The following is a 14,378-nucleotide window of genomic DNA, read 5'->3' as shown; positions in this document are numbered from 1 at the left end:
CTGTTCGGACTTCGGCTCGGCGTTGTGCGGATCGCGATTGCGGTCCGGCCGTGGTTTCGGGTCGCCCTTCCTCGGCGGCACAGGAAGTTTCTCTGACATAACGATATGCTCGCGTCTTTCACTGCAAAAACGGACTGACGGAGCTAAAGTTCCGAGCCGGTAGTCTCATCGCTGATGTGTAATCGCCGCCTGGGCCAGATGCCCTCTCAGACGAGCATGGCAGTGAAGTAACCTCGTCACACCTTATCAGTTGGAGTATTCTACCCATTCTGGCACCGGCCGTGGCGCACCCCGTGGTCGTGACCTAGCGCTCGACGCAAGCTGATTGCATGGGGGATACTGCAGTGGAGGGGCGCGAGACGGATGAATCAAGCGTCAGTCTCAGACAACAGGTCGAACTGCTGAAGCGGGAGCTTGACGAGGCCCTCGAGCAACAGACCGCGACGAGCGAAATATTGCGGGTCATTCCGACCTCAACCAGTTCCGCGCAGCCCGTCTTCGATGCGATAGCGAAAAGCGCAGCGAGGCTGTGCGCGGCAGAATTTTGTTTTGTGTTTCGGTTCGACGGCGAGCTGCTGCATCCGGCCGCGTATCACGGCATTTCACGCGAGGGCATCGAAGCCGTAGGTGCCAAGTTTCCGCAGCAACCAAACAGAGGCAATGTCACGGGCCGAGCATTTATCGGCGGTGTCGTCGAACAGATCCCCGACGTCTTTACCGACCCTGATTATAAGATGCTGCCGCTCGCGAAGATCGTGTCCTACCGCAGCGCCATTGGCGTGCCGCTCTTGTGGAAGGAACGTCCGATCGGAGCGATCGCCGTCACGCGGCGCGCGATCGGCCTCTTTCCCGAGCGGCAGGTTGAGCTGCTGCGAACCTTCGCCGATCAGGCGGTGATCGCGATCGAGAACGTCCGGCTCTTCAACGAGGCTAAGGCGCACAACCGAGAGCTCACCGAGGCGCTCGAACAGCAGACGGCAACGAGCGAAATCCTGCGCGTCATCTCGACCTCACCGACCGATACGCAGCCCGTGTTCGACACGATCGCCCAGCGCGCCGCCCAGCTGTGCGGCGCGCAATTCTGCCACGTGTTTCGCTACGATGGCGAACTGTTGCATTTCGTGGCCCATCACCAGCTGGAACCCGAGAGCGCGGTGCTTCCAGCCCCACCGGGTCGAGGCACTGCGGCCGGGCGTTCGATCCTCAGCCGATCGGTGGAACAGATACCGGACCGGCTCGCCGACCCGGAATACGTGATGCATCCCGCCATCAGGGCTCAAGCGTCGAACCACCGAAGCCTGCTGGCCGCACCGATCATGCGCGGCGGTGTTCCGATCGGCACCATTGTCGTGGCACGAACCGAACCAGGATTGTTTCCCGATCGGCAGATCGAACTCCTCAAGACCTTCGCCGACCAGGCCGGGATAGCGATCGAGAATGTTCGACTGTTTTCGGATCTGGAGGAACGGAATCTCGACCTCAAGGAGGCACTGCAGCAGCAGACTGCGACAGCCGATGTCCTCAAGGTCATCAGTCGGTCGACCTTCGATCTCCAGACGGTGCTGGATACGCTCGTCGAATCGGCGGTGCGGCTTTGCGAGGCCTATGATGCGGCCATTTTCCTAAAGGATGGAGACACTCTCTACTTGCGGGCACATCACGGGCCAATACCGATCGATTTCGTCGGCTGGCCAATATCACGGGGCTGGGTGACCGGACGGGCTGTGGTCGACAGAAAACCGGTTCATGTGCCTGACCTGACTGCCAATGCCGATGAGTTCCCAGAGGGGCAAAGCATGGCCGTGCGGATGGGGCATCGCACGATCTTGGCCGCGCCCTTGCTGCGGCAACAGGAGGCTGTCGGTGGTCTCGTCATACGACGAACTGAAGTCAAGCCATTTGCCGAAAAGCAGATCGACCTTCTCCAGACCTTTGCCGACCAGGCAGTCATAGCAATCGAGAACGTGCGACTGTTCGACGAGGTGAAGTCGCGGACCGCCGAACTGGCCGAGGCGCTGAAGCAGCAGACCGCGACGGCGGACGTACTGAAGGTCATCAGCCGCTCCGCATTCGACCTGCAATCGGTTCTGGATACCCTCGTAGCGTCCGCTGCCCATCTTTGCGAGGCGGACATGGCTACGATGACCCGGCCGATGGGTGACGCGCACTATCCTGTCGCCCGCTTCGGCTTCTCGCAGGAATTCGATCAGTATTTCCGAACGCTGCCGCTGGAGCCGGGGCGCGGCAGCGTAGTCGGGCGAACCCTGCTTGAGGTCCGGCCGGTTCAGATCGCCGACGTCCTCGACGATCCCGAGTACGCCATGCCGGAAGCGCAAAGACTTGGCGGGTTTCGTAGCGTACTTGGCGTGCCGCTCCTGCGCGAAGGTAGCCCGATCGGGGTGCTCGCGTTGGCCCGCTCGAAGACCGTGCGGCCCTTCACCGAGAAGCAGATCGAGTTGGCATCGACCTTCGCCGACCAGGCCGTGATTGCCATCGAGAACGTGCGTCTCTTCCAGGAAGTGCAGACGAGAACCGAGGAACTGTCGCGCTCCCTTGAGGAACTCAAAGCCACTCAGGACCGGTTGATCCAGACGGAGAAGCTCGCCTCGCTCGGACAACTGACCGCCGGAATTGCGCACGAAATCAAGAACCCGTTGAACTTCGTGAACAACTTCTCGGCGCTGTCGGTGGAGTTGCTCGAAGAGCTTCAGCAGGCACTCGACGGCACTGTAGCCGACGGCGCGCCGCGCGCCGAGATCGACACACTCGCCGAGACGATAAAGGGCAATCTTGAAAAGATCGTCCAGCACGGCAAGCGCGCCGATTCAATCGTCAAGAACATGCTCATGCATTCGCGTCAGGGAGCGGGCGAGCGCAGGCCGACCAATATCAACGCCATCGTCGAGGAGAGCCTGAATCTCGCCTATCATGGCGCTCGAGCCGAAAAGCAGGGGTTCACGATCACGCTGGAGAAATCACTCGATCCGGCGGCCGGGGAGGTCGACCTATACCCGCAGGAGATCACACGCGTACTTCTCAACCTCATCTCGAACGGTTTCTATGCGACGAGCAACCGCGCGGCATCTGTGCCCGGCGACGGTTATGAGCCGACGCTGGCGGCGGTGACCCGGGACCTCGGAGAAAGCGTTGAGATCACTATCCGTGATAACGGTGTCGGAATCCCACCAGGGGTGAGGGAGAAGATGTTCAATCCTTTTTTCACAACCAAGCCTGCTGGCGAGGGGACGGGCCTCGGCCTGTCGCTCAGCCACGACATCATCGTCAAGCAGCATGCAGGTTCCATCGAGGTGGACACGGAACCTGGTCGTTACACCGAGTTTCGCATTCGACTGCCGCGGAACACCCCGGCGAAGACCACGCCGGAGGGCAGAACATGAGCCTCCTCATCCTGGTGGTCGATGACGAGCCTGACGTCGAGTTGCTTTTCAGACAGCAGTTCCGCCACGATCTGCGCGCCGGCCGCTTTGTCATGGAGTTCGCGCGATCAGCGTCATCCGCCCTCGAAAGGATCGCCGATGCAGGTGACGTCACGCTCATTCTCATCCTGTCCGACGTTAACATGCCAGGCATGAGCGGGCTCGAATTGCTGCCGAAGGCGAAGAGCGTACGGCCTGACGTGCCGGTGATCATGATCACTGCCTATGGCGATCCGGACACGAAGCGAAGAGCCATGGAAAGTGGCGCAGAAGCGTTGCTGACCAAGCCAATCGACTTCAGCGCGTTGAGAGAAGAAATCGACAGTCGAGTTGGGCGCGCCGCATGAACACGAACATACTCGTTGTGGACGACGAGCCGGACCTGGAGATGCTTCTTCTCCAGAAATTCCGGAAGCAGGTCCGTGACGGATCATTGCGTTTCCTGTTCGCCCGCGACGGAGTTGACGCCTTGGCCGTGCTTGCCGCCAACCGCGACGTGGATATTGTGCTGAGCGACATCAACATGCCGCGTATGGACGGCCTGTCGCTGCTGGCGAAGCTTCAGCAGATGGACGAGGACCTATCCACGATAATCGTCTCCGCCTACAGCGATATGGCCAACATCCGCATCGCGATGAACCGCGGCGCCTATGATTTCGTAACGAAGCCGATCGATTTTCCCGATCTGGAGGCAACGATCGTCAAGACGATCCACCATGTGGAGACGTTGCGCGAGGCGCAACGCAGGCAGTCGGCGGCGGAGCAGGCACGCGCATCGCTTTCCCGTTACTTTTCGCCAAACCTTGCCGAACGCCTGGCCAGCGGCGCCGACGCTCTCGATCTTGGTGGAAAACGCCGAAATGTTGCGTCGCTCTTTACCGATCTGACCGGGTTCACCACACTGGCGGAAACGATCGAGCCGAACGTGCTCGGGCAACTCCTCAATGATTACATCGTCGGCATGACCGACATCGTGTTTTCCCACGACGGTACTGTCGCCAAGGTCATTGGCGACGCGCTGCACGTCCTTTTCGGTGCGCCGGTCGATCAGTCGGATCATGCCAGTCGCGCGATCGCCTGTTCATTCGCACTTGACGCCTTCGCACAGTCTTTTCGTGAACACTGGTGCAGAAAAGGAATAGCCCTTGGACACACCCGGATTGGTGCACATGCCGGCACGGCCGTAGTCGGCAACTTCGGCGGAGGAAAGTTCTTCGACTATAGTGCCTATGGCGACACCATCAATGTTGCCGCGCGCCTGGAAGCGGCCAACAAGTCGCTCGGCACGCGTATTTGCGTGAGTGGCAGCCTCGCGGCGAACATGCAGGGGTTTTGCGGTCGCCCTGTTGGCGACCTCCTGCTTAGAGGTAGGGTGGAGCCGATCCGCGCGTTCGAGCCGCTTGAGGCCGAAATCTATGCCAGTGGCGCAACCCGGGCGTACATGGCTGCCTTCGAAGAGCTGGAGGCCGGCGATCCTCATGCCGTGGCTTCATTCGCTGCACTGGTCGGTCGCAATCCGGAGGACCCGCTCGCTGGCTTTCACCTGAAGCGGCTCATGAACGGCGAATTCAGCGCAACCATCAACCTCAAGAATTTCCACTGATCGGCTAGTCTTTCAGGACCAGCCCATCGTCCAAACCTTCATTCCTCCCCGAACGCCCGGTTGCAATCCCGCGGGAGTTGGCTGGTATCCAGGCCGGCAGTTCCCGCCAGGCGTGTTCGAACTTCGAGCTTGCAGACTGCCAGGGAGGCATGGCCTTCGTCGCAGTGACGCGGGCCAAAACCGGGCCACCTGCCCTTTCAACAGTTACGATTACGCTCCGGTGCCTGTCGTCTTCTGCAATCCCGTCCGCAACCGATCTCCCGCGCGCCACCGCCTGGCTATCGCTGGCATGAAACGTTCCGGTGCGGTCGCGATTGAACGTCCCAAGAAGATGAATGTGAAAGAGATATCGGCGCATCTTCGTACTCGAACACCGGCATGGCTTTTTTACTTCTTAGCAGTTTCTAAAGAAATTTGCGCGTGACAGTTGCGTGACATCCCTCGCCGCCTGGTTGCTTTGCCGGGGCGCGACCGTTCGTTCCTGATGCCAGCCCAGCTCCAACGGCTCGGGCGGGCGCCCCAAACCGCAGGCCAATTTCAACGCACCCTTCACGCGATGAACGGCGCGGCGCATGGTCTGGAAGTCGCTCCCAAAGGCGGAGGCATCGTTGGCCGCTTTGCGCCTCGCTCCGGGCGGAAAGGCGGGTGGCGTCACTTCCAAGAGCAGACGTTCCCCCGAGGCGAGTTTCTCGACCCGCGCTACTCGCCTTTGCCGGAAAGCAATTCGTCGAGTTGCTCCAGCTGTTCCGGCAATGCGGCCGCCGAGCCCTGTAGTGCTTCCTCAAGCGCCTCCTTGGACGGATAGACTTCGTGGAAAGTCAGCAGCGTCTTCCCGCCATGGTCCTCGAAAATCACGGTCGTAACCGCGCCCTCTTCGCCCTCGTCGTTGGTCCAGACGATGCGCTCGTTCGGCACCACCTCGAGATACTTGCCATAGAAGGCCATGGTGTCCGAACCGCCGGCGCCGAATTCCAGCCGATATTTGCCGCCGGTACGGACGTCCATATCGCACGATACGAGCGAAACGCCGGATATCGATTTTGGCACCCACCAGCGCTGGAACAGCTCGGGCTGGCTCCACGCCCTGTAAAGCGTGCTCGGCGGCGCATTGAATGTCCGCGTTACGACGAGTTCGCGATTCCCTTTGCGCTCGACTGACGTGCGGTTCTGCGCGCCACCTGGACTGTTAGCCTGCTGATGCATCTCCCGTCCGACCTTCTGCGTGACGACGAGCCCCGCCCGCTCGTTAGAACCTGGACGTGCTTCTTCATACCGGTCAGCGTCATCTGGGAACTTATCCGCGAGACTGGTGATCGACGCGTCCCCTCGCGCAAAGGCGCGACAAGGAATTGAGGCGCTTCCACTTGATACATTATGGATCTTCTTGGCCCAGAACGCGAACATCCTCGCAACAATCCGTGCACGGGGCTCAGGAAGAATGGCCCCTTCAATCTTCCAAGACATTTGGTTGGCTTTGCACAAGCGATCAAACTCCCGGCCGAGAGCGAACCTCGCACGTGCTTCAGAACCAATCAGCGTTCGGGCAATCCTGCTTTCCGCAAGCCCTCGGCCATTTGATGTTGCCACTGGGGTATGTTTTGAAACCAGGGTAGCGCTCGATACCGGTCGATTGTAAAGCCTGGCTCGGCCGCCAACAGCTTTTGCGCGGCCCATCGGGCGGTCTCAAGGTCTCCACTCATCGCCGACCAGGCGGCGAGATGGCGGTAGGACCAGGTCACGTCAGGATAGGTGTTGATGACCTCATGGGCGATCGCGATGGCCTGTGAAAGAGAACCTTCCATGGCCAGAGAAAAGGCCATCCCCAATCTCATGTTGAATACGAACGGATCCCTCGGACTCAGAGCCATCCCACGCTGGAAATGTTCCCTCGCTTGCGTGGCTTCGTCCTTGTAAATGGCGAGCCAGCCGAGGCGCGCCCATGCCCAGGCATTGTTTGGATCAAGCGCAAGGGCCTTCTCGATGAAGGTGGTGGCGCGCTTCTGGTCGCCGCAGATGCTCGTTGCCGCGCCGGCGGCAGTCAGGGCGGTTGGATCATCGCTGATCGAGCCTACGGCTTCAACCGCCGCGCGCGCCTTTTCCAGCTCACGTTCCGGCTGTTCGGTCCACAGGTAGGAGGCGTTCGAGGCATAGCACCACGCCAGGAGTGCATGGGCGCGGCCATAGCCCGGATCGACGGCAATTGCTTGCTGAAGCAATTCGATCGCCTGGTTGTTGGTATCCTTGCGGCGGCCCCAGAGGTTCGGGAAGGCCCGCATAACGAGATCATAGGCCCTGAGACTGGTCGGCGGCTTGCGCCTGGCCAGTGCGATCTCGGCATCGCGGATGGCTGGGTGAATGGCGCCTGCCACCTGAGCCGCGATCCGATCCTGGAACTCGAAAATATCTTCGATTGGGCCTTCGTAACGATCGGCCCAGAACTGGGCCCCTGTCTCGGCATCGATCAACTGCACCGAAATGCGCAATCGGTCGCCGTCTCGGCGAACGGTACCCTCGACCACATAATTGACACCGAGCTCCCTGCCGACTTCACGCACATCGACAAAGCGTCCCTTGTAAGTGAAGGCGGACTGGCGCGCGATGACAAAGAAGTCCCGAACACGGGAGAGCGCAGCGGTAATCTCTTCCACTACGCCGTCCACGAAGTATTCGTCACCCTGACCGCTGAGGTTGTCGAAGGGCATGACGGCGATCGACGGCTGGTCCTTGTCACGGCGGACGGCAAATGATGGCGCGGACGCGATGCCGCCTTCGACAGGCGTCGCTTGCTGCCATTCGACCCGAAAGACGAAAATTGGCCGCGGGATGTTCTTCAAGCTGCGCTCGCCGAGGCTGGTCAGCGTAAACGGCACCTTGCCGTCGAGATGTTCACGCACAGATCCCGAAATGCAGATGCCTGACGGAGCGGCCATTTCCTGCAGGCGAGCCGCAATATTGACGCCGTCTCCGAGCAGATCGTCTCGCGACACAATGACATCACCGAGATTGACGCCGATGCGGAATTCCAAGCGCCGTTCGGGGTCTTCTGACACGCTAAGAAGACCGCGCTGGATTTCGACGGAGCACCGGACGGCCTGAACAGCGCTTGAGAACTCGGCAACAAAGCCGTCACCGGCGCTACCGAAGATACGGCCGCCATGCTCGCGTACCCATTCGGCGATCCGATTGCGGCACAGATCGAGTGCGCGAACCGTACCCTCCTCGTCCAGCGCGGCAAGGCGGCTGTAGCCAACAACATCGGCTGAAAGGATGGCTGCAAGCTTTCGATCCACGGCTGTGACCGCTCCTGCGGCGCCACGATATCGTGGGGCTTAATATGCGCGCAGTTTCCCACATTCGCGGATGTTTGTCGCCAGCAAGATCGGATGAAAGATCTCAGCAGCCATGCTGCATGACAGTCTCCACCCGCTCGAGACAATCGCAGCTTGTCCACGCACCCTGCGGCAAGCCGACTGCGAAATCCCTCGCCTTGAACGCCCTTGAAAGGGATCGAACCTTTGGCAACCTACAGCCGTCATGAAGCTCCCCGAATTGGCGATCGGTAGAGCTTTTGCGATCAGGGTCTGCCAAAGACCGGAACACGACTACACCCATCTCTTCGTCTGACGGCGACCGCCTCTCTCGTCTCCGAGCTTAAGGAACGAATCCGATCAGCGCGCTTGCACCGCTTCAGCGCGGGGCAACCGCGCCCGCATAGAATCCGCCGTCACCGCCGTAGTAATCCTCTCTGACACTGCTCGCACCGCCGGCGGTCTGGGCGCATCCGGCGAGCGCGGAGAGTACGAGCAACAATGTGACTATACGCATTGAGTTTGATCCCTTCTTGGTTGCCGCACACATAGTCATCGGCAAAGGCTCGGACAACCAGGCGACAGCTCGATTTTCAACCAAACCCTGTATTCGAACGAGTACGTTACTGAAACGAAGACGCACGGCCGGGACGATCGCGCCACCCTCATCATCTGGCTTCTCGCGGGATGGGTCGTGATCATCCGCACAGCCGAATCCGATTAGCCTCTCGGTCAATGTGACCCGTCGCGCGATCGATACCTTATGTGATCTTTCGCCATCTCAAGGGCGTCAGCGGACGTCGGCAAACCCGTAGGCGGGATGCATGCGAGCGCTGCCGGCCGATAGCCATTTGCCCTCAGCCCGGCACGCGCCGTTCGGTTGCGGCGTCGAAAAGATGAATGCTGCCGGAGGCGAAGTTCAGCCCGACCCTGTCGCCGGCTCTTGCCCCCGAGCGGCCATTGAAGACCACCGAAAGCTCGGGCGTCGTTGCCATCGTCAAAAAGCAGGTCGCCCCGGTCGATTCGACCAGCGCCACTGGCGCCGAGAGAGCGCCCTGATCCGGCGCAGCAAGCTCGATATGCTCTGGACGCAAGCCGATACTCAGGGCCTGCCCGGGCCGCACCGCCCGGTTGATGGCGATTGTTTGTTTGACGCCGAGATCCAAGATGATCGATTGCCCATCCTGGCCGCCGATCGCAGGCAAAAAATTCATGGCCGGAGATCCGATGAACCCGGCCACGAACTTGTTCGCCGGCCGATCATAAAGCTCAAGCGGGCTGCCCTGCTGCTCGATAACTCCATCGCGCAAGATGACGACATGGTCCGCCATCGTCATCGCTTCCACCTGGTCGTGAGTGACATAAACCGACGTGGCGCCCAGCCGGTCGTGCAGCGCGCGGATTTCCTTGCGCATGTGAACGCGAAGTGCGGCATCGAGATTGGAGAGCGGCTCGTCGAAGAGGAATGCCTTGGGATGACGAATAATCGCCCGGCTCATCGCCACGCGCTGACGCTGCCCGCCGGAAAGTTCACGCGGATAGCGCCCGAGCAGGTGCGTAAGCCCTGTCACGGCGGCGACTTCATTTGCTGCCTTCTTGCGTTCGGCCTTGGCTACGCCCTTGATGCGCAGGCTGTAGGTCAGGTTTTCCTCGACCGTCATATGCGGATAAAGCGCGTATGACTGGAAAACCATCGCCACATCTCGCTTGCGCGGTGGCACGGCATTCATAACCTCGCCGGCGATTTTCAGGGTACCGGACGATATGCTCTCCAATCCGGCCAGCGACCGCAGAAGTGTCGACTTGCCGCACCCGGACGGACCGACTAGCGCGGTGAAACTGCCTTTGCGGATCGAAAGCTCGATATCCTTCAGCGCGTGATAGGCGCCATAGTACTTGTTGACGTTGGTCAGTTCGATCTGGGCGGTCATTTGAGCGCTCCCGAGGTAAGGCCAGAGACGATGCGGCGTTGCAGGAGGACGAAGATGGCGAGGATCGGCGTCACGTAGATCGCCGCATAGGCCATGATGTTGTTCCATTCGTTGGTGTTCGGCCCCATGAAGGAGTTCAAACCGACGCTGGCCGGTTGAAGCTCGACAGCTTGGATCATCGATTTCGAATAGACGAACTCTCCGAAGGCCTGCATGAAGATCAGGATGACGCTGACGAGGATGCCGTTTCGTGCCAGCGGCAGGACGATGTTGAAGAAGGCGCCGACCCTGGAGTTGCCGTCCACGAGTGCTGCTTCCTCCAATTCCTGAGGAACACTCATGAAGGTCGCGCGGACCAGAACGACGAAGAAGGGCATGCTTTTCGCCGCAATCGCAAGGATGACCGCAAGCCGCGGATAATTGAGCAGTCCAACTTGCGAAAAGCCCACGAAGATCGGCGTCACCATCAGCGATGCCGGGAGCACCTGCAACATGAGGATCAGGAAAAGCCCGATATCGACCCAGATGTTGCGGTAGCGCGCCAGCACGTAGGCGCAGCCGACACCGAGCACCGCGATGACACTGACCGCCCCGCAGGCAATCACTAGCGAATTCCAGATATACCGGCCCATATTCCGGCCTTGCCAGACGTTGCCGAAGATCTGCCACTGGGGATCGGTCGGCCAGAAGGTCGGCGGCGTGGCAAACATCTCCGACCCCGATTTGATCGTGGTGATGTACATCCAGTAGAGCGGGAACAGATAGATGCCGGCGAGAATGATGGCGGCTGCGAAAAGCAGACGATCACGGGTTACGTTACTCATCCGCGCACCTCATGCCGTGTTGAGCGTACATAGACGACCGAGGCAATCATCACGAAGACGATCATGATCACCGAGATCGTCGCGCCCTTGGCAAAATCGTACTGCCGAAACGACAAATCCCAGGCCCAGTATTGCGTGACGTTCGACGCATTGTTCGGCCCTCCCGAGGTGATGGCTGCGAACAGATCGAATTGCTGTAGCGTGAAGATAAGCCCGAGCGCGATGATGGCACCTATCGATGCGCGCATCATTGGCAGCGTGATCGTCCAGAAGCGTTGCCAAACATTGGCGCCGTCCAACTCGGATGCCTCATAGAGATCGCGGGGGATGGCTGACAGTCCCACGGACAGCAGGATCATGTTGAAGGATGTGCCAAGCCAAATGTTGGCAATGATGACCGCCCAGAGCGAAAAATCGGGGTCGGAGCGCCAGAAGATGTTGCCTCCGATGAGACCTGTTTCGCGCAGGATAAAGTTGAGGACGCCGAAGTCCCCTGAAAGAATCCAGTTCCAGATCGCGCCGACCACAAGGCCGGGCATCACCCAAGACACCAGGAACAAGCCCCGTAGCCACGAAGCACCTGGAAAATTTGTCCAGAAGAACAACGCCAGGCCGAAACCAACGAGGAACTGACCGGCAATCGAAGCAATGACGAAGGTCGCGGTATTGGCGAGGATCGGCCACGTTTCCGGCTGAGCGAACAGATCGCGGTAATTCTTGAGGCCGACGAAGGGGCGCCAGAAGCTGCCGAGGCTGAACATGTCGACCTCCTGGAAGCTCATGACGATATTGTAGAGCAGCGGCAGACCGGACAGCGTAAGCAGGAACGCGAGCGGCAGGCTGACAAGGCCGATATCGAAGCCGCGGCCGTCGATCATGCTGGATAGAAAGCGTTTCATGATGTCCCCCGCTGCCGAGCCAGCAGCCGACTTGGGTCGCAAATTGCGCGACCTGTCACGACCAGGTGGTGCCGGCACGGCCAGCACCGATTGCGGTTTTTCGCTCCAGCGCCTGGGCGCGACCGAGCGTCCTTGCGCTTTCGGGAATACCCGGAAGCGCAAGCCGTCTTTCCGACTTTAGCCAAGCACCGCCTTTATCTTTTCAGCCGCCTGGTCGAGTGCTTCCTTCGAGGTCATCTGTCCGGTCAGGGCCGCCTGGATTGCATCCTGGATTGCCTTCGAGATCTTCGGCCATTCCGGATGGGGACCGCGCGGCTTTGCAAACTTGAGCTGCTCGATGAAGACCTTGAGAGCCGCGTCCTTCAGCGGCACCCCGGTCTCGGGGATAGCGATGTCGGAACGGGCGGGAAGCTGCCCGAAGTCCTTGAACATGCGGTCGTCCTGGGAGGCGAAATACTCAAGTACCTTGAACGCTTCGGCGGGATGCTGCGTGTTCGAGAAAATCGCCCAGTTGAAATCGCCCATGGCCGACGAACGCTCCGCACCGACCTCGGGCACCGGCAGCAGCGCGACGCCCCAGTCGAACTTCGCTTCGTTCACCATCCGGTCGAGCTCCCATGGACCGGAGATAGCCATGGCGGCGTTGCCGGAATTAAAGGTGCCGGTCGAGTCCCACTGGCCGCGGGTCAACGTATCCGGCGAGGCCAGTTTTTCGGTTATGATCGTCTTCCAGATGTCGAGCGCCTTGACGGCGCCATCCGAATTGATGTGCTCGTAACCACCGCCGGCCATCTGCGCCCATGGCAGGAACTGGAATGTCCCCTCCTCGTTCGCCTTGGCCGAGAACGCGAGCCCGTAGACGTTGGCGGCGGGGTCCGTCAGCTTGCGGGCCGCATCGACCAGCTCATCCCAGGTCTGCGGAGGCTTGTCGGGATCGAGGCCCTTCGCCTTGAACATGTCCTTGTTGTAGTAAAGCGCGATCGTATTGGTGGCCTTAGGCAGGCCGTAGTTCTTGCCGTCCCACATGGTGGAGGCGAGAGGTCCAGGAAAATAGTTCGCCGTTTTCACCACGGTCGACTTGGCGATCATGTCGGTGAGATCGAGGAATGCGCCGCGTGACGAAAACAGCGCATGTTCCGGGTTGTCGATGGCGATGATGTCGGGGGCCTGACCCGTCGAATAGGCGCGCATCGCCTCGCTGACGACATCGTCGAACTGGATCTGGCGATACTCGACCTTGATGCCGGTACTCAGCTTGTTGAAGTCCGCTATCAGGTTCGGTGCGGGCTGGATATCGCGATCGAGCGACCAGACGCTGATCGTGACATCGTCCGCCTTGGCAGAGAGACCGAACAAAGAGACACCTGCAAGGGCGAGAGCGCCCAGGATTGCGGATCCGCGGATAGCCATTTTCTCCTCCTTTGGTTATCCCAATGCCGGCATCCTCCATGCCGGCCGGCATGCACGTCTCAGACCGGGTCGACGACGAACTCGCCGCCCCGGCACGTCTTGAGGTAATTCAGTCCATGGACCTGGCCGGTCATCTCCAGATCGTCGCGATAAACCGGATCATGCCAGCCTTCGATATCGATCGAGCCGGACCAGCCGGCCAGTCGAAGCTCGGAAATCACGTCGGTCCAGTTGGTGTCGCCAAAGCCGGGCGTACGCATGAAGACGAACTTTTCCTTGCCGAAAATTCCGTGTTCGCGGATGACGTCCCAGCGGATGGTCGCGTCCTTGCCGTGCACGTGGAAGATCTTCTTCGCCCATTTGCGGATCTGCGGCAGCGGATCGATCAGGTAGACCATCTGATGGCACGGCTCCCATTCGAGGCCGATGTGATCGTCCGGCGTCTCGTTGAAGATGAGTTCCCAGGCGTCCGGATTGTGCGCGATGTTCCAGTCGCCGGTATGCCAGTTGCCGTCCATGGCGCAATTTTCGAAGGCGATCCTCACGCCTCTGTCGGCTGCGCGCCTTGACAGCTCGGACCAGATCTCGCGGTAGCGCGGCAGACTGTCGGTCAAAGGCTTGCCGCGAAGGCGGCCGGTGAAACCGGCAACGCATGTGGCACCGAAGTGGTGGGCATTGTCGATGCAATCCCGCCAGCCCTTCAGGGTCTCCTCGTCGATCTCCGTCGTCTCCAGCGGATTGCCGAACATGCCGAGCGTGGAGATGGTGATGTCGCGATCGCCGATCGCCTCGATGCACCGCTTACCAAGTTCGGCGAGATCCTGCCCATTGGTCGTCTGCCAGAAGAAGGGTTCGAAACTCTCGAAGCCCATGTCGGCGATCTGGCTGATGCGCTTGTCTGCGCCGCCCTTGGTGGCCGAAATCATCGTGCCGATGCGAATGGAGTTTCTGGTTTTTTTCAAAATT

The 14,378-nt window shown here is 60.1% G+C and carries 12 protein-coding genes; 3 read left to right on the top strand and 9 right to left on the bottom strand.

Annotated elements, in window-relative coordinates; genetic code table 11:
* Positions 1-344 precede the first annotated feature (344 nt).
* The 3 genes from AC0C6X_RS13875 to AC0C6X_RS13865 are packed head-to-tail and all read left to right on the top strand — an operon-like array spanning position 345 to position 5,040.
* The gene (locus AC0C6X_RS13875; RefSeq protein WP_472953607.1) at positions 345-3,398 is read left to right on the top strand and encodes a GAF domain-containing protein; all 3,054 of its coding nucleotides are present in this window, start codon (positions 345-347) and stop codon (positions 3,396-3,398) included.
* Positions 3,395-3,784, top strand: coding sequence for a response regulator (locus AC0C6X_RS13870; RefSeq protein WP_173519124.1), 390 nt, complete (start codon positions 3,395-3,397; stop codon positions 3,782-3,784). The genes AC0C6X_RS13875 and AC0C6X_RS13870 overlap by 4 nt, the downstream gene beginning before the upstream one ends.
* Complete coding sequence (locus tag AC0C6X_RS13865; protein WP_173519125.1) at positions 3,781-5,040, top strand: adenylate/guanylate cyclase domain-containing protein; 1,260 nt, start codon at positions 3,781-3,783, stop codon at positions 5,038-5,040. Before AC0C6X_RS13870 ends, AC0C6X_RS13865 begins: the two co-directional genes overlap by 4 nt.
* 4 nt (positions 5,041-5,044) lie before the next feature.
* On the opposite strand, the gene AC0C6X_RS13860 is transcribed toward AC0C6X_RS13865, so the two are convergent.
* The 9 genes from AC0C6X_RS13860 to AC0C6X_RS13820 form a co-directional block, all read right to left on the bottom strand.
* Complete coding sequence (locus AC0C6X_RS13860) at positions 5,045-5,398, bottom strand: DUF6894 family protein (protein ID WP_376741686.1); 354 nt, start codon at positions 5,396-5,398, stop codon at positions 5,045-5,047.
* Between the two features lie 341 nt (positions 5,399-5,739).
* Entirely contained in the window at positions 5,740-6,243 is a 504-nt protein-coding gene (locus AC0C6X_RS13855) for an SRPBCC family protein (protein WP_173520150.1), read from the bottom strand.
* Between the two features lie 329 nt (positions 6,244-6,572).
* Positions 6,573-8,330, bottom strand: a complete 1,758-nt coding sequence (locus tag AC0C6X_RS13850; RefSeq protein WP_247958829.1) for a tetratricopeptide repeat protein — start codon at positions 8,328-8,330, stop codon at positions 6,573-6,575.
* A gap of 397 nt (positions 8,331-8,727) precedes the next feature.
* Positions 8,728-8,865, bottom strand: coding sequence for a hypothetical protein (locus AC0C6X_RS13845; protein ID WP_173519127.1), 138 nt, complete (start codon positions 8,863-8,865; stop codon positions 8,728-8,730).
* Positions 8,866-9,205: 340 nt separating this feature from the next.
* Complete coding sequence (locus AC0C6X_RS13840) at positions 9,206-10,279, bottom strand: ABC transporter ATP-binding protein (RefSeq protein ID WP_472953604.1); 1,074 nt, start codon at positions 10,277-10,279, stop codon at positions 9,206-9,208.
* The gene (locus tag AC0C6X_RS13835) at positions 10,276-11,103 is read right to left on the bottom strand and encodes a carbohydrate ABC transporter permease (RefSeq protein WP_173519129.1); all 828 of its coding nucleotides are present in this window, start codon (positions 11,101-11,103) and stop codon (positions 10,276-10,278) included. Before AC0C6X_RS13835 ends, AC0C6X_RS13840 begins: the two co-directional genes overlap by 4 nt.
* A complete protein-coding gene (locus AC0C6X_RS13830; protein ID WP_173520151.1) occupies positions 11,100-12,002 on the bottom strand; it encodes a carbohydrate ABC transporter permease in 903 nt (300 codons plus the stop codon). Before AC0C6X_RS13830 ends, AC0C6X_RS13835 begins: the two co-directional genes overlap by 4 nt.
* 177 nt (positions 12,003-12,179) lie before the next feature.
* The gene (locus AC0C6X_RS13825) at positions 12,180-13,412 is read right to left on the bottom strand and encodes an ABC transporter substrate-binding protein (RefSeq protein WP_173519130.1); all 1,233 of its coding nucleotides are present in this window, start codon (positions 13,410-13,412) and stop codon (positions 12,180-12,182) included.
* A 59-nt stretch (positions 13,413-13,471) separates the two neighbouring features.
* Positions 13,472-14,338 carry a sugar phosphate isomerase/epimerase family protein gene (locus AC0C6X_RS13820; protein WP_246304648.1) on the bottom strand — a complete coding sequence of 289 codons (867 nt, stop codon included), beginning with the start codon at positions 14,336-14,338 and terminating at the stop codon, positions 13,472-13,474.
* Positions 14,339-14,378 lie beyond the last annotated feature (40 nt).

This window comes from Ensifer sp. VA4 (genome assembly GCF_055710065.1).
The sequence above is the reverse complement of the archived record's forward strand: the minus strand, read 5'-3'. Positions and strand labels throughout refer to the sequence as shown.

Excerpts from the sequence above, each read along its gene's own strand:
- AC0C6X_RS13870 (WP_173519124.1), top strand. The coding sequence starts at position 3,395 with ATGAGCCTCCTCATCCTGGTGGTCGATGACGAGCCTGACGTCGAGTTG.
- AC0C6X_RS13865 (WP_173519125.1), top strand. The coding sequence starts at position 3,781 with ATGAACACGAACATACTCGTTGTGGACGACGAGCCGGACCTGGAGATG.
- AC0C6X_RS13860 (WP_376741686.1), bottom strand. The coding sequence starts at position 5,398 with ATGCGCCGATATCTCTTTCACATTCATCTTCTTGGGACGTTCAATCGC.
- AC0C6X_RS13855 (WP_173520150.1), bottom strand. The coding sequence starts at position 6,243 with ATGCATCAGCAGGCTAACAGTCCAGGTGGCGCGCAGAACCGCACGTCA.
- AC0C6X_RS13845 (WP_173519127.1), bottom strand. The coding sequence starts at position 8,865 with ATGCGTATAGTCACATTGTTGCTCGTACTCTCCGCGCTCGCCGGATGC.
- AC0C6X_RS13840 (WP_472953604.1), bottom strand. The coding sequence starts at position 10,279 with ATGACCGCCCAGATCGAACTGACCAACGTCAACAAGTACTATGGCGCC.
- AC0C6X_RS13835 (WP_173519129.1), bottom strand. The coding sequence starts at position 11,103 with ATGAGTAACGTAACCCGTGATCGTCTGCTTTTCGCAGCCGCCATCATT.
- AC0C6X_RS13830 (WP_173520151.1), bottom strand. The coding sequence starts at position 12,002 with ATGAAACGCTTTCTATCCAGCATGATCGACGGCCGCGGCTTCGATATC.
- AC0C6X_RS13825 (WP_173519130.1), bottom strand. The coding sequence starts at position 13,412 with ATGGCTATCCGCGGATCCGCAATCCTGGGCGCTCTCGCCCTTGCAGGT.
- AC0C6X_RS13820 (WP_246304648.1), bottom strand. The coding sequence starts at position 14,338 with ATGATTTCGGCCACCAAGGGCGGCGCAGACAAGCGCATCAGCCAGATC.